We start from the raw sequence: 18106 nt of genomic DNA, 5'->3' as shown, positions 1-18106 counted from the left end.
CATCACGGTGGCGACCGCCGACGGCACCACGCAGGTGATCACCGTCAGCATCCTGGGCACCAACGACGCGGCGGTGATCACCGGCACGTCGACGGCGAACCTGACCGAGACCAATGCGGCGCAGAACACCGGCGGCACCTTGAGCGCCACCGACGTGGACAGCTCGAACGCCTTCGTGATGCAGAGCGGCGCGGCCGGCAACAACGGCTACGGCACGTTCTCGATCGACGCGGCCGGGGTGTGGACCTACACCATGAACGACGCCCACGACGAATTCGTGGGCGGCACGACCTACACCGACAGCATCACGGTGGCGACCGCCGACGGCACCACGCAGGTGATCACCGTCAGCATCCTGGGCACCAACGACGCGGCGGTGATCACCGGCGACATCAGCCAGTCGGTGACCGAGGCCTCGGGCGTCGCCAACGGCACGCCCGGCACCTCGCCGGTGACCGGCGATCTCGCCGCCGTCGATGTCGACAGCGCCACCGACTTCTCGGTGGTGACCGACGGCGCCCACGGCACGCTGACCATCAATGCCGCCGGCCACTGGAGCTACGCGCTCAACGAGAACGACGCCGCCGTCCAGGCGCTCAACACCGGCGATCCCGGGCTGACCGACACCATCACCGTGCAGACCGCCGACGGCACCCAGCAGAACATCGTCATCACCATCAACGGCGCCAACGACGCGGCGGTGATCATGGGGACGGCGGCCGGAACCGTCGTCGAAGCAGGTACGTCCAACGGCGGTGGCACGCCGACCGCGACCGGCGACCTTCTGTCAACCGACGTCGACAACACCACGGATTCGTTCCAGGCCATCAATTCCGCGACAGCCAGCGCGTTCGGTTACGGAACCTACACCGTGTCAGCCGCGGGCGTCTGGACCTACGCGCTCGACAATTCGAACCCGACGGTCAACGCGCTCAATGACGGCCAGCCGTTGAGTGATAGCTTTACCGTCTTCTCCGAGGACGGCACTGCAAAGCTGGTGTCGATTGCCATCAACGGCGCTGACGATGCGGCGCCACGCTTTGCGCCGACGGACATCCAGCTCACGCCGAGCACCACGACGGACAATGTCAGTTTCGGCTCGTTCCAATTCGCGGGAACGCTGACCGCGACCGACCCGGACCCCGGCAGTTTCGTCTACAGCATCACCTCGCAATCGGACTCGGGGCTGTTTTCGATCACCGGCAGCACGCTGAGCTCGGGAGATCTCTCGCCGAGTAAAACTTTCTCCGTGACCGTGCAGGCCACCCAGGTCGGCGACCCAGCCGGGCCCGCTTACCAGTACAGCGAGACGTTCCACGTCATAACGGGCAGCAACGGCGCCGGCGCGGGAGAAACCTTCAACGACCCCAGCAACAACAACGGCGACGACATCATCTACGGCAATGGCGGGGCGGACCAGATCTTCGGGCTGGCCGGCAACGACACGCTGTTCGGCCAGGCTGGCAACGACACGCTGAACGGTGGCGACGGCAACGACACGCTTGTCGGCGGCGTCGGCGCCGATACCCTCACCGGTGGTACCGGATCCGACACATTCTACTATGGACCAACCGTCACGGATTCCGCGCCAGGCGTGGGCAATTTCGATACCATCACCGACTTCGTGCACAACGTCGACAAGATCGACCTGTCTTCGATCGACGCCAATACGGTCAGCGGCGGCGATCAGGCCTTCCTGTTCGGCGGGTCCAATGCGAACACCGTGGCCAATAGCATCACCTGGTCGGAAAGCGGCGGCAATACCATCGTGCATGTCGACATCAACGGCAACACAACCGCCGACTTCCAGATCACGCTGACCGGCACCGGGCTTGGACTGACGGCGAGCGATTTCATTCTGTGAACCAGGAGGTGGGCCTGCGGACAGGCGTGGGCCCGCCTCTTTTCCCGCCAGCCGAGGATTCAGCTTACGAATTAAGGTTTACGGCAGGAATAGGAAGGGACCACGTGGCCGGTTGGACGATCAGGAGTAGTATCGGTTCCGGGCGTGGACAGGGGGGCGGTTGTCCGCTGGGTTTTTGAGTAGCAATAAATCCCAAATTGTGAAGGATGCGCTTCGGGCATGCCGCCGCTATTTCCTGGTTGCGGCGGCGTTCAGCCTGGCGATCAACCTGCTGTACCTCGCCTCCCCGCTTTACATGCTGCAGATCTACGACCGGGTCGTCACCAGCGGCAGCGAAACCACGCTGGTGATGCTGACCCTGGTGTTGCTGGCGGCCTTCCTGTCGCTGGCAGGCCTCGACCTGGTGCGCGCCGCCATCCTGACGCGCGCCAGCGCGCGGCTCGACCGGTTGCTCTCGGCGAAAATCCTTGCCGCGTCGGTCGAAACCCCATCGCCCGGTTCCTCGCAAAGCCAGCCTATCCGCGACTTCGACACGTTCCGGCAGGTTATCACCGGCAGCGGAGTCCATGCTCTTTTCGACCTGCCATGGTCGCCAATCTACATCGGCATCATCTTCCTGCTGCATCCATGGCTCGGCTTCTTCGCACTGGGTTGCTCGCTGCTCCTGATAGCCATGGCCGTACTCAACGAGTATCTCGTACGCTCGCCGCTGAAGCAGGCCAACGACCTGGCGACGACCAACTATAATTTTACGGAGATGAGCCTCCGAAACGCGGAAGTCGTTCGCGCCATGGGCATGATTGACGGGCTCATCCGCCGCTGGGGGCGCGACCGCAATTTGGCGCTGCGGTGTCAGGCGGAGGCGAGCGACCGTGCCGCCTTGATGTCGGGCCTTATCCGGTTCCTGCGGCTCACCATGCAGTCGCTGATCCTCGGCCTCGGCGCCTATTTGGTCATCGAACGGCAGATCACCGGCGGCACCATGTTCGCCGCGAGTCTCCTGCTGGGCAGGGGATTGCAGCCTGTCGAGCAGATCGTCGGCCTCTGGCGCAGCCTGATCCTGGCGCGGGCGGCGTTGGCAAGGGTCGAGAAGCTGGTCGACGGGGGCGCGCGGAACGAGAGATCGTTCAACCTGCCCAAGCCCAGCGGCAAGATCTCCGTCGAGCAGATCAGTTATGCAATTGCCAGCCAGCAAAAGGTGCTTCTGCGGGACGTATCGTTTCGACTGGAAGCAGGCGAGGCGCTCGGAATCGTCGGCCCTTCCGGCGCCGGCAAGTCGACGCTGGCACGCAACCTCGCCGGGGTCATGCAGCCCAGTCGCGGCACCGTCAGGCTGGATGGTGCCGACCTGTCGCAATGGGGGCACGACGCGCTAGGCGACCACATCGGCTACCTGCCGCAGGATATCGAACTGTTCTCCGATACGGTCGCCGCCAATATCGGGCGCTTCAAGACCAATGTCGACCAGGAGGTGATCGAGGCCGCGCGGCTCGCCGGCGTACACGAGATGATCATCCGCCTGCCGCAGGGCTATGAGACCCAGATCGGCGAAGGCGGCGCCGTGCTGTCGGGAGGATATCGGCAACGGATCGCTCTTGCCCGGGCGGTGTTCGGAACGCCGAAACTGATCATTCTCGACGAGCCGAGCTCCAATCTCGACGCCGATGGCGACCGCGCGCTGACCGACTGCGCGATCGAGCTCAAGCGCCGTGGCAGCACGGTGATCATCGTCTCGCACCGGCCCTCGACCCTGGCGAATGTCGACAAGATCCTTCTGCTGCGCGATGGCGCGGTCGAGGCCTTCGGCATGAGAAACGAGATCGTCGCGCTGCTCAACCAGCGCGCGGCGCCAATGGCGGTGGCAACCCAATGAGCTGTGGCCGGAGAGATCGATGAGCGAGGGCGCCCTTACCTACCGGAGCCTGCCCGGCGAGGCTGGCATCCTCGCACCGGATTCGATCCGGGTGCCAGCCTATATCGGCCTGCTGATCATCGTTGCCTTCTTCGGCGTCTTAGGCGGCTGGGCAGCCTTTGCCCCGCTTAACGGCGCGGTGCTCGCCGACGCTGTCGTCAAGGTGGAAGGCAATCGCAAGAGCGTCCAGCACTTCGACGGCGGAACGGTGAAGGAGATTCACGTCAAGGATGGCGACGTCGTCAGGAAGGGCGACATCATGCTGAAGCTGGACGACACCAGGATTCGGTCCGAGTTCAATCTCTATGCCCAGCAATACGCGCTGCTGCGAGCAACCGATGCCAGGATCCGGGCCGAACTGGACGGCAGCGAGGCTGTTGCCTTCCCGAAGGACATCCTCAAGGAGCACGAGACCTACCTTAGGGACGCGATGGCAAACCAGATCGCCGACCTGGAAAGCCAGCGCGCCTCGATGGCCGGCGCCAGACAAATCCTCGAGCGGCGAATTGCCGAACTCGAGGAGCAGATCCAGGGCAAACAGTCTCGGGTCGAATCCTACCAGGCCCAACTGCGATCGACGATCGACGAGAAGGCCAGCCTGTCAAAGCTGCTCAAGGCGGGATTGACGACCCGCCCGCGCATTCTGGAGCTGGAAAGATCTGCCTCGGATCTGCAGGGCCTGATCGACGAGAACCTCGGCGCAATCGCCGGCAGCCAACAGAGCAAGGCCGAGCTCGATAGCCAGATCGCGCAACTGACCAATGAGCGCCGAGCCAAGCTGTCGGCCATGTTGATCGATACGCAATCGAGCCTTTCCGACCTTGTGCCAAAGATGTTTGCCGCCCAGGCTGCCATGGACCGAGCCGAAGTGCGCGCGCCCTATGACGGCCAGGTAATGGATCTCAGCGTCTTCTCGATCGGAGCGATCGTTTCGCCGGGCCAGACGATCCTCGACATCGTGCCGACTGAGAATTCGCTGATCGTCCAGGCGCAGGTTCGCGTCGAGGACATATCGAACCTGCGGCCCGACATGGCAGCCGAAGTTCGTTTCACATCCTACAAGCAGCGCTCGATTCCCATAATTCATGGCCGCGTCAGCCGCATTTCGGCAGATCGGATTACCGATAGCAAGACAGGGTTTCCCTACTATCTCGCCGACGTAGCGGTCGACCCAGTGGAATTGGCAGCGGCCCCACAGATTGCGCTCTATCCAGGCATGCCGGCATCAGTCATGATCGTAACCGAGGAACGTACCGCACTCGACTACATACTGGGCCCGTTGGTTGTGTCGTTCCACTCCGCCTTTCGCCAGAAATGACGGAGTTCGCAAGTCTCCCCGCGATTCTGTTTCGACTGATGGTCAGGCCTGCAAAAGATAAAGCCGAGGGAGAAACTTCTGGGAACTTTTCGCCGGCATTCCGCCTAAGACAAACCGATACAGATCTGAGCCCTGGTGGCGACGCTGCCCAATCCGTACATGTCGGCCATGTCCGAAAGCGGGCAAACGCTGGAACAGCGCGTCACCTCGCTCAGGCTGCGGAAGGCCTTCGACATGCTGACCTCTCCGCAGTTCGATAAATTGAAGATTTCGGAAATCGCGCTGGCCGCCGGCTTCAACGATATTTCCTACTTCAACCGCGCCTTCCGGCGCACCTTCGGACTTTCGCCCACTCAAAGCCGGGGGGAATGATACTTCCGTTTTTTGCCGTTGGTGGCTCCGGCAGAGACCGCCGTTGTTAACATCCTGTTTTCAGCCAGTGCTGGCCTGGCCGACCTGAGCCGTCGGCTCAAACGCGTCGCGGCGGCCGGCGGCGAAGGCGCCCAGGTGGTCGCGGCATTGCATGCATATCTCGCGCGCGGCAACGCCGACGCACCTCAAACTGCAGGGAGACCATGATGGATGAATGCAGACATACGCGGCACATCAGGAAGGTGACGCCGAGCGCGCTCGGCTGCGAGGAATGCCTGAAGAGCGGCTCGGAATGGGTGCATCTGCGGCTCTGCCGCACCTGCGGCCATGTCGGCTGCTGCGACGAATCGCCCAACCGCCACGCCACCAAGCATTTTCACGCCACCAAGCATCCGATCATCGAAGGCTACGATCCACCGGAAGGTTGGGCATGGTGCTATGTAGACGAGGTGTTCGTCGACCTCGGCGACGAGGTGACCCCGCAGAACGGCCCGATCCCGCGCTTTGTTTAAGCGCTCGGTGCCGCTTATCGCACGGAGCCGGTGACGGTCGGGTCGATCGTGCTGGGAACGGATTTGCGTTCGTTGCCGGCGAGTGCCGCTATGATCAGCAGGCTGGCGACCACCGGGACAAACACGATGGCAACGCGGGCTTGCACGTAGAAGATGGCGCGCCATTCGTTGCGCTTGTCGGGGCTGTTGCTCATCATACTCACTTAGTCAGCCCCCCTGAGGGGACATAGCCGCGAACGGTTAAGCAACTCCATACGACTTTGTTAATGGGCGGAATTGAGGCGAAATTCTCAAGCGATCCACGTCTTCCTAGTTCGGAGCAGGCATGCGATTCTGCCGGGATGATTCGGGAGATAGAGACCGTGACGCTGTTTCGCATGGCAGTACTTGCGGCCTTGCTCTTCACCACATCGGCGCAGGCTGCCGAGATGGCCTTCTTCGTCAAGAACCTGCGCAGGCAAGCGGTTGCGGTCGAGCTGTTCAGCCGCGACCGCGAGACGGTCTGGCCGGGCAACGACAAGGTATTCCTGATCGACCCCGGCTCGCAGAAATCCGTGCCGCTGTCGTGCAATCAGGGTGAACACATCTGCTACGGCGCCTGGGTCGATGGCAACGACAGCATCTCGGCCGGCGTCGGGCCGGACAATGACCAGCCCTGCGACAACTGCTGCTTCATTTGCGTGGAACACTCGACCGAGATGATCGATCTGGTGCCCTAGTTTAGGGGAAAGGGGCGTTGGACCCAAATTAAGTCAGGGATCGGCTCACCCCGGCCACTTCCGCGATTCAATGCAGCATGCAATGGTCGCCCCGCGGCCGGATGGGCCGCTACTTCAGGGGGTTACCATGTTTTACGCCTATGCGCGCCGCACGCTGGCCGCGCTTTCTCTCGTCATGCTGGTCGCGCCGGCGGCACATGCCGACGATGTCACCTTTGCCATCAAGAACGGCCATCCCAACGCCATGCGCGTCGAACTCTACAGCCAGGACCGCGACTATGTCTGGCCGGGTGAAGACAAGGACTACTATCTCGACGATGGCGAGACCAAGCAGCTGCCGATATCGTGCAACGCCGGCGAATCGATCTGCTACGGCGCCTGGGTCGACGGCGACGAGGGCACCTATTGGGGCGTCGGCCCCGGCAACAAGGAAAAATGCGAGGATTGCTGCTACACCTGCAGCGGCGGCGAGACCGAGGAGATCAATCTGGTTCCCTGACCGGTTTGCCAGCTTGACGCTTTTCCCACAGGAGTCATAGCCTGCGCAAATACCCAGAGCACGTCGCGTCTGTTGACCCGGCGTGCTTCAGGCAACAGGAGTCCAGCTATGGCCGGTACGGTCGAAAGCGACAAGATCGACATCGGGTTCTCCGGCAAGCGCTGCATTCATTCGCGCAACTGCGTGCTGGGCGATCCACATGTCTTCGTGCCCAACGCGCCGGGCCAGTGGATTCATCCCGAGGCGGCAAGCGTCGAAAAGATCGTCGCCATCGCCGAAAGCTGCCCCTCCGGCGCCATCACCTACATCAGGAAGGATGGCGGGCCGCAGGAGCAGCCGCCGGTGGTCAACACAGTACGGCTTCGGGAAAACGGCCCGCTGGCGGTGCATGCCGAGATCGTGCTCGACGGCGAAACGATTTACCGGGCCACGCTGTGCCGCTGCGGCGCGTCCGAAAACAAGCCGTTCTGCGACGGCAGCCACACCAAATCAGGTTTTGCCGCCACCGGCGAGCCGCCGCTGAAGGACACGCCGGCGCTGGAGGCGAGGAATGGCCCGCTGACGGTGACGCCGACCACCAACGGCCCGCTCAAGCTCGAAGGCAATGTCGAGATCGTCACCGGCACCGGCCACACGGTCGACCGCACGCAACGCACCTTCCTCTGCCGCTGCGGCCATTCCGCCAACAAGCCGTTTTGCGATGGCACGCACAAGAAGGTCGGGTTTGTCGGGTAGCTGAGCGGCGGAAGCTGCCAATCTCCCCACCTGTGGGGGAGATGCCCGGCAGGGCAGAGGGGGGCGCCGTAGGGTGCTACCCTGCTGCATTTTGCGACCACCCGACTGAAGACCAAAGGGAACAATTGCCATCAAATGAAACGCCAGCGGGACAGCGCCCCCCTCTGGCCTGCCGGCCATCTCCCCCACGAGGGGGGAGATCGAACTCCTCCCTTGGCCCAGCGCTCGCGGCTTTATCGACCGGCCCGTATCGGCTAAGGGGCAGGGAGCAAATCTCTCCTCACCTGGACCACCATCAGAAATGACCGCCAAGACCAAGCCAAAGCCGCTGTTCCTCGGGATCGATACCGGTGGCACCTATACCGATGCCGTGCTGTGGTCCGAGACGGAAGGCAAGCAAGAGGGGCCGAACAAGGGTAAGGTGCTGGCCAAGGCCAAGGCGCTGACCACCAGGCATGATCTGGCCGTCGGTATTTCCGGCGCAGTCGACGCGGTGCTGCAGAAGGCCGGCACCGATCCCGCCGCCATCAAACTGGTTTCGATGTCGACGACGCTTGCCACCAACGCGCTGGTTGAGGGCCAGGGCGGCCGCGTCGCGCTGGTGATGATCGGCTTTTCCGAGGGCGACCTCGCTCGCGACGGGCTGAAGGCCGCCCTCGGCACCGATCCGGTGGTTTTTTGTCCGGGCGGCCACGATGTGCACGGCAATGCCGCCAAGCTCGACCTGTCCGGACTGGAAGCGGCTTTGCCGGAACTCGGTGCCTCGGTGTCCGGCTTTGCCGTCTGCGCCTATTTCGCCACCCGCAATCCGGCGCACGAGATCACCGCGCGCGAGCTGATCCGCGAAAAGACTGGCCTGCCGGTCACATCAAGCCACGAACTGTCGGCCAAGCTCGGCGGCCCGCGCCGGGCGCTGACGACGCTGCTCAACGCCAGGCTGATCTCGATGATCGACCGGCTGGTGGCGGCGACCGAAGGTTTTCTCGAGCAGCGCAACATTGCGGCACCCCTGATGGTGGTGCGCGGCGATGGCGCGCTGGTTTCGGCGGCGTTTGCCCGCCAGCGGCCGATCGAGACCATCCTGTCCGGTCCGGCCGCCAGCCTGGTCGGCGCCCGCCACATGACCGGGCTCGACGACGCCATGGTGTCTGACATTGGTGGCACTACCACCGACGTCGCCGTGCTCGATGGCGGCCGGCCACGACTCGATCCGGAAGGTGCTACTGTCGGCGGCTTCCGCACCATGGTCGAGGCTGTTGCCATGCGCACCTTCGGCCTCGGCGGCGATTCCGAAGTGACGCTGGAGGAAGGCGCGCTCAACCCGAAAATCCTGCTCGGACCGCGCCGCCTGGTGCCGCTGGCGCTGGCAGGCATGGCGCATGGCGTGGCGGTCACGTCCGAGTTGGAGCGCCAGCTGCGCGCACCCAATCCCGGTCGCATGGACGGCCGCTTCGCGGTCCGCACCGGCGTGCCGGACCGGCTCGCCGCCGGTCTCACCGGCGCCGAAGCTCGGCTCTACGAGATGATCGGTGCCGTGCCGCTCGCCATTGACAGGCTTTTGACCTCGAACGCGCAGAACGCAACGCTCAACCGGCTGGTATCGCGCGGGCTGGTGCACGTCGCCGGCTTCACGCCGTCGGACGCCGCCCATGTGCTGGGCAAGCAGGCGAACTGGGATCCGAATGCTGCCCGCCTCGGCGCCGAACTGTTCGCGCGCAAGCGCGACGGCCGTGGCCAGTTCATCGCCGCGTCGCCGGAAGCGATCTCGGAGCGCGTGCTGGTGACGCTGACGCGCTGGTCGGCCGAATATATCCTCGAAACCGCCTTTGCCGAGGACGGCCTCGACGGCGCGTCGACGGTGGCGCACGCTCTGGTGCAGCGCGCCGTCGATGCGCATCCCGGCATCGCTCGCCTAACCGTTGCGCTCGATCGGCCGGTCATCGGCCTCGGCGCCTCGGCGCCGCTGCACTATGCCGGCCTGCCGCCATTGATCGGCAATGATTGCGTGGTGCCGGAGGATACCGATGTCGCCAACGCGCTCGGCGCCGTCGTCGGCCAGGTCAGGGTATCGGCCGAGGCGCGGGTCAGCCAGCCCAAGGAAGGGCTGTTTCGCCTTGCCTCGGGCGAAACCGTACGCGACTTCCTCGACGAGGCGGCGGCGATCGCAGCGGCCGAAGCTGATGTCCGTGCCATTGTCGCGGAGCGCGCGAAAGAGGCCGGCACCGACAGCGCCGAGATCGACGTTTTGACCGAATTTCGCGTCTCGACCGTCGAAGCCCAGCGCATGTTCATCGAGGCGCATGTGATGGCGGTGGCGTCAGGGCGGCCAAGGATTGCGGTGTGAGCGCGGCGGTGACGCTGCCAATCTCCCCCACGAGGGGGGAGATTGGCAGCGTCACCGGCCGCTAAATACGCCACCTTCACCCTAAGCTGAATTGACCCGGCAAACCTGACATGCCAAAGGCCCGCAAAGCCTTTCATCTGGAGTAGCCTGATGACCGATCGCATCGAGATCGCCGGATTGCGGATTGCCCGAGAGCTTCACGAGTTCGTGGCCAAGGAAGCGCTGCCGGGCACGGGCGTCGACGCGGACGCGTTCTGGAACGGCTTTTCAGCCATCGTCCATGATTTGGCACCGAAGAACCGGGCGCTGCTGGCAAAACGCGACGCCATGCAGGAGAAGCTCGACGGGTGGTATCGCGAGAATGGCGCACCCGTCGACATGGAGGCCTACAAGGGCTTTCTGAAAGAGATCGGCTATCTCGTTCCGGAAGGGCCGGCCTTCAGCGTGTCGACCGACAATGTCGATCCCGAAATTGCTGTCGTCGCCGGCCCGCAGCTGGTGGTGCCGGTGATGAATGCGCGCTATGCGCTGAACGCCGCCAATGCACGCTGGGGTTCGCTCTACGACGCGCTCTACGGCACCGACGCCATTCCCGAAACCGACGGCGCCGAGAAGGGCAAGGGATTCAACCCCGCGCGCGGCGCCAAGGTCGTCGTCTGGACGAAGAGCTTTCTCGATGAGGCTGCCCCGCTCACCTCTGGCAAATGGGCCGGGGTCAACGGCCTGTCGCTGGCGCAAGGTGCATTGCGGCTGAGCGCCGGTGCCGGCTCGACCACGCTGGCCAACCCGAAACAGTTCGCCGGCTATCGCGGCGATGCCGCCAATCCCGATGCCGTGCTGCTGGTCAGGAACGGCCTGCACATCGAGATCGTGATCGACCGCAACAACCAGATCGGCCGCACCGATCCGGCGGGGATCGCCGATGTCATCCTGGAATCGGCGCTGACCACCATCCAGGACTGCGAGGATTCGGTCGCGGCGGTGGATGCTCAGGACAAGGTTGTCGTCTACCGCAACTGGCTCGGCCTGATGAAGGGTGATCTGGCGGAAGAGATCACCAAGGGCGGCAAGAGTTTTGTCCGCAGGCTCAATCCCGACCGCGCCTACACCGCGCCCGCCGGCGGCACGCTGACCGTGCCCGGCCGCTCGCTGATGCTGGTCAGGAATGTCGGCCACCTGATGACCAACCCGGCGATAACAGACCGCGACGGCAACGAGGTTCCGGAAGGCATCCTGGATGCGGCGCTGACGGCGCTGATCGCGCTGCACGATGTCGGGCCTAAGGGGCGGCGGATGAATTCCCGCGCCGGCTCGATGTATGTCGTGAAGCCCAAGATGCACGGGCCGGAGGAAGTCGCCTTCGCCGTCGAGATTTTCGACCGTGTCGAGGCCCTGCTCGGCATGGCCAGAAACACCATCAAGATGGGCATCATGGACGAGGAGCGGCGCACCACCGTCAACCTCAAGGAGGCAATCCGCGCCGCACGAGAGCGCGTCGTGTTCATCAACACCGGCTTCCTCGACCGAACCGGCGACGAGATCCACACCTCGATGGAAGCCGGTCCGATGATCCGCAAGGGCGACATGAAGCAGGCTGCCTGGATTTCCGCCTATGAGGCCTGGAATGTCGACACGGGGCTGGAATGCGGCCTGGCCGGCCATGCCCAGATCGGCAAGGGCATGTGGGCGATGCCGGATTTGATGGCCGCGATGCTGGTCGAGAAGATCGCCCACCCCAAGGCGGGCGCCAACACCGCCTGGGTGCCGTCGCCGACGGCGGCGACCCTGCATGCCACGCACTACCACAAGGTCGATGTCCATGCCGTGCAGGCCGCACTCAAGAACCGGCCCAAGGCCAGGCTCGACGACATCCTATCGGTGCCGGTCGCGGTGCGGCCGAACTGGTCGCCCGAGGATATCCAGAAGGAACTCGACAACAACGCCCAGGGCATTCTCGGTTATGTCGTGCGCTGGATCGACCAGGGCGTCGGCTGTTCGAAAGTGCCAGACATCAACGATGTCGGCCTGATGGAAGACCGCGCCACGCTGCGCATCTCCTCGCAGCACATCGCAAACTGGCTGCGCCACGACGTCTGCTCGCGCATTCAGGTGATGGATGCCTTGCAGCGCATGGCGACCATCGTCGACCGGCAGAATGTCGGCGATCCGCTCTACCGCCCGATGGCGCCCGACTTCGACAACTCGATCGCCTTCCAGGCGGCCTGCGACCTGGTGTTCAAGGGCGGCAACCAGCCCAACGGCTACACCGAGCCGGTGCTGCACGCGCGGCGGCTGGAACTGAAGGCGCAAGAAAAGGCCTAAGCGCCGGCGTTCCCTTCCCCCTTGAGGGAGGATGGCCCGAAGGGCCGTGAAGGGTCGGGCGTGAAGCGCGCCGACGCCCTTCAGACCACATGCCCTCGAGGGGCATGCCTGCGCCCTTTTTGATCACACTCGGTTTCAACAAAGGCCGAGCATTCTTCGGCGACCTCACCCGACTGCTCCGCGGCCACCCTCCCCTCAAGGGGGTCTAAGCCGCCTGCGCCATCCGTTCCGAACTCATGCGATAGGAAATCGCTTCGGCCAGATGGATGCGGCCGACGGTTTCGCTGGCGTCGAGATCGGCCAGTGTTCTCGCGACCTTCAGCACCCGGTGGTAGGCGCGGGCCGAAAAGGCGAGCTTTTCGCTGGCGTCCTTGAGCAGCGACAGGCCGGCGGCGTCGGGCATGGCGATCTCCTCGATGACCGAGGGCGAGCAATGCGCGTTGGTGGTGGCGCGGGTGGCGCCGAGACGTTCGAAGCGCTCGCGCTGGATGGCGCGGGCGCGCGCCACGCGCAGCGCCACATCGGCACTTTTCTCCGCCCGGTCGGGCCGGATCAGATCGCTTGCCGAGACCGCCGGCACTTCGATCCTGAGATCGATGCGGTCGAGCAGCGGACCTGAGATACGCGCCTGGTAGTCGGTGCGGCAACGCTCGCCGCGCAGGCAGCGATAGCCGGGCTCACCGGCCATGCCGCAGCGACACGGGTTCATCGCCGCCACCAGCTGGATGCGCGCCGGATAGGTGACGCGATGGTTGGCGCGCGCGATCATGCAGTCGCCGGTCTCCAGCGGCTGGCGCAGCGCATCGAGCGTCTGCGGCGTGAATTCGGGAAACTCGTCGAGAAACAGCACGCCATGATGGGCCAACGACACTTCGCCCGGCCGTGCGCGTATGCCACCGCCGACCATCGCCGCCATCGAAGCCGAATGGTGCGGCGCGCGGAACGGCCGCCGGTCGGTCAGCTTGCCTTCGCCGAGCTCTCCCGCCACCGAGGCGATCATCGAGACCTCCAGCAATTCCTTCGGCGCCAGCGGCGGCAGGATCGACGGCAGCCGCTGCGCCAGCATCGATTTGCCCGAGCCGGGTGGCCCGATCATCAGCAGATTATGGCCACCGGCCGCCGCAACCTCCAGCGCCCGCTTGGCGGTCTCCTGGCCCTTGATGTCGGCGAGATCGGGCAGGTCGCGCGCCGCGGCGTGGATGCCGGCTTCCGGCCGTGACAGCACCTGCGTGCCGCGAAAATGATTGGCGATGGCGATCAGGCTGCGCGGCGCCAGAATGTCGATATCCTTGCCGGCCCAGGCCGCTTCCGGCCCGCAGGCGAACGGGCAGATCAGGCCCTTGCCTTCGGCATTGGCCCCGATCGCTGCCGGCAGGGCGCCGGCGACCGCGGCGATCGTGCCGTCGAGCGACAATTCGCCGAGCACGACATAGCCGGCCAGCATGTCGCCCGGAATGGCGCCCAATGCCGCCATCAGGCCAAGCGCGATCGGCAGATCGTAGTGGCTGCCTTCCTTGGGCAGGTCGGCGGGTGCCAGATTGACCGTGACCTTCTTCGACGGCATCGACAGGCCCGACGCATGCAGCGCCGCCTGCACCCGCTCGCGGCTTTCCGCCACTGCCTTGTCGGCCAGGCCGACGATGTGCATGTTGACCTTGCCGGGCGCGATCATCACCTGCACGTCGACCGGCACGGCCTCGATGCCCTGGAAAGCGACCGTGCGAACCCGCGCCACCATTTTTATGCCCCCGGATAGGTGTTCGCCCATGCCCTGGCGACCAGGGTGTGAGCGAAGTCAAGGGAGACAACCACAGATTTCAGAGTTAGGCAAGAACATTACGAGAACATATGGCCGCCTCACAACGGTGAAGAATGCTGCCGGCAAGGACGCACGTTCATAAGTTGGGCTCGATCGGAAGCTCGAGCGCCCGCTTTGTCAAAGGCTCGCTCGCATCAAGGATGAGATACCCGGGCATGGATGGCTAGAATTTGTCAAACAGGCGCTCCGCCTTGCGGGCGAACATTTCCCTTTTGTCATAAGAAATGCTCTCGACAGAATATTTCGTCAGATAAAGGTGCGTCACGTTGCGGCCGCACATAGTCTTGAGGCCTCGCAGCAGAACTTTCCTCCCCGGGTTTTGCATGTAGAGTTCGGTATACCACCATGGCGAGCCGCATGTGGTAACAACGCCGATCCGCCGGATGTTCAATAGCGCCGGCTTGATCGTGCCACCGTCTGCCGGCAATTCGTAAGCCACCCCTGGTCGCCAAACTCGATCGAAATAGCCCTTCAGGATTGCAGGCATGCCCGACCACCATGTGGGAAAGCAGAAAACGCAAGCTTCCGCCCATCTCAACGCATCGATGTAAATCTGCAAATCGCCGGGTGCTTGAGCAGGATCGAAGTGGCCGCGTCTTTCTTCGGCATGCATCACAGGATCGAACTTCATTTGATGGAGATCGAAATCAACGACCTCGTCACCCCTGGCCTTGAGGGTCTGAACGACCCGTTTGTGGAGCGATGCCTGGTAGCTGTCGGCTAATGGATGCGCGTAGACGACATTAATTTTCATGGCGTGGGCCTTCAGGCTTCGGACTACACACACATATTAGCGGTCACGCAACCAACAAGGAACAGCAGGTCAGCGGCGGGGAAAGGAAAAGCCTTTTGCCAATCGCCTGGTCAAAACAAGAACACTGCAGGAACATGCAACCGCCCCGGTCGCGGTCAGGTTGCTCCCGGTTGCAAAAGCGGAACATGGTTAAGACAAAATGAAACCGGCTTACTTCCGCTTCCCCTCGACCGCTTCCCAGAACAGGCTGGCGATGTCGGCGCCGCCGAAGCGCTGGACTTCGCGCACGCCGGTCGGCGAGGTCACGTTGATCTCGGTCATGTAGTCGCCGATCACGTCGATACCGACCAGGATGAAGCCGCGCTCTTTCAGCGAGGGCCCGATGCGGGCGCAGATCTCGCGTTCGCGTTCCGTCAGCTCGGTTTTTTCGGCGCGGCCGCCGACATGCATGTTGGAGCGGGAATCGTGTTCGGCCGGCACCCGGTTGATGGCGCCGACCGGCTCGCCGTCGATCAGGATGATGCGCTTGTCGCCCTTGCGCACGTCCTTGAGATAGCGCTGCACGATATAGGGTTCACGGAACATCTGGCCGAACATTTCGAGCAGCGAGGCAAGGTTGCGGTCGCCCTCCAGCAGATGGAAGATGCCGGCGCCGCCGTTGCCGTACAGCGGCTTGATGATGATGTCGCCGAACTCCTTGCGGAAGGCGGCAACTTCCAGCGGATCCTTGGTGATCAGCGTGTCCGGCATCAGGTCGGGAAACTCGGTGACGAAGATCTTTTCCGGGCTGTTGCGCACCCAGGCCGGGTCGTTGACCACCAACGTCCCGGGATGGATGCGCTCGAGGATGTGCGTGGTGGTGATGTAGTTCATGTCGAAGGGCGGATCCTGGCGCAGCAGGACGACGTCCATCTCCGACAAATCGGTGCGCACCTTCTCGCCCAGCGAATAGTGGCTGCCCTTCTCGTCGCGCACCTGCATTTCCTCGATGCGGGCAAACACCTTGCCGTCGAGCAGCGACAGCCGCTCGGGCGTGTAATGGAACAGTTGATGGCCGCGCCGCTGCGCTTCCAGCGACAGCGCGAACGAGGTGTCGCCGACGATCGACACGGTGGAGATATGGTCCATCTGGACGGCGATTTTCAGCTTCATGGCGGGTCTCCGGCGGACTCGGATGGGGCGACTGTCTTGCCTGTACAGGCTCACTATGCGTCTGCCAATCGCGACCTTTTGAAGATTGGCATAAGCAAGCCGCAAAGCCAGGCCGGCCCCCGATCTCGCCAGCCATCTGGAGACAAGGCGAGGCGCCGCTTCATCCAACGGCGGGAAACGACTGAAGATGTGCGTGAAAACAAAGGTTTGACGCACCCGTCTCGACCTTCCCGAAGGTCATGCGCTTTACCCGTGAAAAATCTATTTCGCGATACGTTTCCTAAAGGGTTTGCTGCCAGTCTCGAAATAAATTCCGACGTCACAAAACAGGGACACCGATGCAAACTTCGTTTGGCACCGGTCAGGCAAACAGGGAGAGCACGGATCTGGCATTCACAGATCCGTTGACCGGGCTTGGCAACCATCGCCGGTTCTTCGACAAGGTCGATCGCCTGATAAGCGACCGTGCCGACGATCCCGCACCCTTTACCGTCGGCATCCTCGACCTCGACGGCTTCAAGCCGATCAACGACCTGTTCGGACACAAGGCCGGTGACGATATCTTGATCCAGGTCGCGATGCGGCTGCGCGCCTCGATGGATGGCTACTCCACGGTCTGCCGCATCGGCGCCGACGAATTCGCCTTTCTCTATCCGATGGTGTTCAGCGAGGAAGCGGCGGCCGAAAAGTCGCGCATGCTGATCGAGATACTGTCGGCGCCCTACGATGTCGGCGAACGCACTGCCAGGCTTTCGGCTTCGGTCGGCTGCTCGCTGTTTTCTTCGGGCGACGAAACCACCGAGATCCTCATCAACAAGGCAGAGACGGCACTCTACCACGCCAAGCGTTCCGGCCGTGGCCGCGTCGTCGTCTACACCCGCGAGATGGAAGAGGCGGCCAAGCGCGTCACCCGCATCGAACAGGCACTGCGCCGGGCGGTCTCGGCCGGCGAGGTGGAGCCGCATTTCCAGCCCATCGTCGACCTCAACACGCGCCGCACCGTCGGCTTCGAGACGCTGGCGCGGTGGACCGATCGCGATCTCGGGTCGGTGCCGCCAACCGTCTTCATTCCCATCGCCGAGGAGCGCGGCATCATTGGCCCGCTGTCGCAGTTGGTGCTGCGCAAGGCGACAGAGGCGGCCCGGAGCTGGCCGAAGGACCTGTTCCTGTCGTTCAACCTGTCACCCTCGCAGCTCGTCGACCAGAACACCGGCCTGCACATACTGGCGATCCTCGATCGTACCGGCTTCGATCCGCGCCGGCTGGAGATCGAGATCACCGAGACTGGCCTGATGAACGACCCGGCCTCGGCCGCGCAGATCGTCGAAGACCTGCGCCGCGTCGGCATCCGCGTTTCGCTCGACGATTTCGGCACCGGCCAGTCCTCGCTCGGCCGCTTGCGCGAATTCCATTTCGACAAGCTCAAGATAGACCGCGCCTTCGTCTCCTCGATTCTCGATGATAGGCCGTCCGAACACATCATCCGCGCCATTCTCGCCATGTGCGAGGGGCTCGGCATGGATGTGGTCGCCGAGGGCATCGAGCAGGAAGCGCAGGCCGATCGTCTGGTCCAGTTCGGCTGCGCCGGCGGGCAAGGCTATCTGTTCGGCAAGCCGGCCGATGCCGCCGCCACACTCGGCTACCTCCGCGATTCCTTCCGCGGGGCCCTGCGCGCCAAGGCAATCTGATCACTTGTCTCGAAGTCGCCGCCAATCTCGATGTGCGCAATCCGATGCGGCGCATTGTCGTTTTGTCTGACATAAGGCCAGAAATCCGAAGGTTCG

At 63.6% G+C, this 18106-nt stretch carries 15 protein-coding genes; 11 read left to right on the top strand and 4 right to left on the bottom strand.

Annotated elements, in window-relative coordinates; genetic code table 11:
- From NKI73_RS30615 to NKI73_RS30595, 5 genes are all read left to right on the top strand, one after another.
- The coding region (locus tag NKI73_RS30615; RefSeq protein WP_352635446.1) for a VCBS domain-containing protein at positions 1–1864 on the top strand (1864 nt) is incomplete at its 5' end.
- 199 nt (positions 1865–2063) lie between these two features.
- Positions 2064–3737 (top strand): type I secretion system permease/ATPase, encoded by a 1674-nt coding sequence (locus tag NKI73_RS30610; RefSeq protein ID WP_352635444.1) that lies wholly within the window; start codon positions 2064–2066, stop codon positions 3735–3737.
- A 19-nt stretch (positions 3738–3756) separates the two neighbouring features.
- Complete coding sequence (locus NKI73_RS30605; protein ID WP_352635442.1) at positions 3757–5094, top strand: HlyD family type I secretion periplasmic adaptor subunit; 1338 nt, start codon at positions 3757–3759, stop codon at positions 5092–5094.
- A gap of 135 nt (positions 5095–5229) precedes the next feature.
- Positions 5230–5466, top strand: coding sequence for a helix-turn-helix domain-containing protein (locus NKI73_RS30600; protein ID WP_352635440.1), 237 nt, complete (start codon positions 5230–5232; stop codon positions 5464–5466).
- Between the two features lie 203 nt (positions 5467–5669).
- Positions 5670–5978 (top strand): UBP-type zinc finger domain-containing protein, encoded by a 309-nt coding sequence (locus tag NKI73_RS30595; RefSeq protein ID WP_352635438.1) that lies wholly within the window; start codon positions 5670–5672, stop codon positions 5976–5978.
- Between the two features lie 14 nt (positions 5979–5992).
- Here NKI73_RS30595 and NKI73_RS30590 read toward each other — a convergent pair whose 3' ends face one another.
- A complete protein-coding gene (locus NKI73_RS30590) occupies positions 5993–6172 on the bottom strand; it encodes a hypothetical protein (RefSeq protein WP_352635437.1) in 180 nt (59 codons plus the stop codon).
- Positions 6173–6340: 168 nt separating this feature from the next.
- Here NKI73_RS30590 and NKI73_RS30585 point away from each other — a divergent pair, with 168 nt between their 5' ends.
- The 5 genes from NKI73_RS30585 to NKI73_RS30565 all read left to right on the top strand — a co-directional run bounded on the left by NKI73_RS30585 (position 6341) and on the right by NKI73_RS30565 (position 12597).
- Positions 6341–6697 (top strand): hypothetical protein, encoded by a 357-nt coding sequence (locus NKI73_RS30585; protein ID WP_352635436.1) that lies wholly within the window; start codon positions 6341–6343, stop codon positions 6695–6697.
- 127 nt (positions 6698–6824) lie between these two features.
- Entirely contained in the window at positions 6825–7196 is a 372-nt protein-coding gene (locus NKI73_RS30580; protein WP_352635434.1) for a hypothetical protein, read from the top strand.
- A gap of 108 nt (positions 7197–7304) precedes the next feature.
- Positions 7305–7931 carry a CDGSH iron-sulfur domain-containing protein gene (locus tag NKI73_RS30575; protein WP_352635432.1) on the top strand — a complete coding sequence of 209 codons (627 nt, stop codon included), beginning with the start codon at positions 7305–7307 and terminating at the stop codon, positions 7929–7931.
- Between the two features lie 301 nt (positions 7932–8232).
- A complete protein-coding gene (locus NKI73_RS30570) occupies positions 8233–10275 on the top strand; it encodes a hydantoinase/oxoprolinase N-terminal domain-containing protein (protein ID WP_352635430.1) in 2043 nt (680 codons plus the stop codon).
- A 150-nt stretch (positions 10276–10425) separates the two neighbouring features.
- Complete coding sequence (locus NKI73_RS30565; RefSeq protein ID WP_352635428.1) at positions 10426–12597, top strand: malate synthase G; 2172 nt, start codon at positions 10426–10428, stop codon at positions 12595–12597.
- A 205-nt stretch (positions 12598–12802) separates the two neighbouring features.
- On the opposite strand, the gene NKI73_RS30560 is transcribed toward NKI73_RS30565, so the two are convergent.
- The 3 genes from NKI73_RS30560 to gshB all read right to left on the bottom strand — a co-directional run bounded on the left by NKI73_RS30560 (position 12803) and on the right by gshB (position 16322).
- Positions 12803–14335, bottom strand: coding sequence for a YifB family Mg chelatase-like AAA ATPase (locus NKI73_RS30560; protein WP_352635426.1), 1533 nt, complete (start codon positions 14333–14335; stop codon positions 12803–12805).
- A 244-nt stretch (positions 14336–14579) separates the two neighbouring features.
- Positions 14580–15170, bottom strand: a complete 591-nt coding sequence (locus NKI73_RS30555; protein WP_352635424.1) for an NAD(P)H-dependent oxidoreductase — start codon at positions 15168–15170, stop codon at positions 14580–14582.
- A 210-nt stretch (positions 15171–15380) separates the two neighbouring features.
- Positions 15381–16322, bottom strand: a complete 942-nt coding sequence (gene gshB / locus NKI73_RS30550; protein WP_352635422.1) for a glutathione synthase — start codon at positions 16320–16322, stop codon at positions 15381–15383.
- A gap of 338 nt (positions 16323–16660) precedes the next feature.
- Between gshB and NKI73_RS30545 the strand changes: the two genes are divergently transcribed.
- Entirely contained in the window at positions 16661–18010 is a 1350-nt protein-coding gene (locus tag NKI73_RS30545; RefSeq protein WP_352635420.1) for a putative bifunctional diguanylate cyclase/phosphodiesterase, read from the top strand.
- The last annotated feature ends 96 nt before the right edge of the window (positions 18011–18106 follow it).

Origin of the sequence: Mesorhizobium sp. M0496 (genome assembly GCF_040321205.1) — a bacterium.
In the GTDB taxonomy this organism is placed as follows: domain Bacteria; phylum Pseudomonadota; class Alphaproteobacteria; order Rhizobiales; family Rhizobiaceae; genus Mesorhizobium.
This window is presented reverse-complemented; position numbering and strand designations above follow the sequence as displayed.

Bases quoted from the DNA above. Each gene is read 5' to 3' on its own strand.
- NKI73_RS30595 (WP_352635438.1), top strand. From the start codon at position 5,670: ATGATGGATGAATGCAGACATACGCGGCACATCAGGAAGGTGACGCCG.
- NKI73_RS30580 (WP_352635434.1), top strand. From the start codon at position 6,825: ATGTTTTACGCCTATGCGCGCCGCACGCTGGCCGCGCTTTCTCTCGTC.
- NKI73_RS30545 (WP_352635420.1), top strand. From the start codon at position 16,661: ATGCAAACTTCGTTTGGCACCGGTCAGGCAAACAGGGAGAGCACGGAT.
- NKI73_RS30605 (WP_352635442.1), top strand. From the start codon at position 3,757: ATGAGCGAGGGCGCCCTTACCTACCGGAGCCTGCCCGGCGAGGCTGGC.
- NKI73_RS30590 (WP_352635437.1), bottom strand. From the start codon at position 6,172: ATGAGCAACAGCCCCGACAAGCGCAACGAATGGCGCGCCATCTTCTAC.
- NKI73_RS30560 (WP_352635426.1), bottom strand. From the start codon at position 14,335: ATGGTGGCGCGGGTTCGCACGGTCGCTTTCCAGGGCATCGAGGCCGTG.
- NKI73_RS30565 (WP_352635428.1), top strand. From the start codon at position 10,426: ATGACCGATCGCATCGAGATCGCCGGATTGCGGATTGCCCGAGAGCTT.
- gshB (WP_352635422.1), bottom strand. From the start codon at position 16,322: ATGAAGCTGAAAATCGCCGTCCAGATGGACCATATCTCCACCGTGTCG.
- NKI73_RS30555 (WP_352635424.1), bottom strand. From the start codon at position 15,170: ATGAAAATTAATGTCGTCTACGCGCATCCATTAGCCGACAGCTACCAG.
- NKI73_RS30570 (WP_352635430.1), top strand. From the start codon at position 8,233: ATGACCGCCAAGACCAAGCCAAAGCCGCTGTTCCTCGGGATCGATACC.
- NKI73_RS30575 (WP_352635432.1), top strand. From the start codon at position 7,305: ATGGCCGGTACGGTCGAAAGCGACAAGATCGACATCGGGTTCTCCGGC.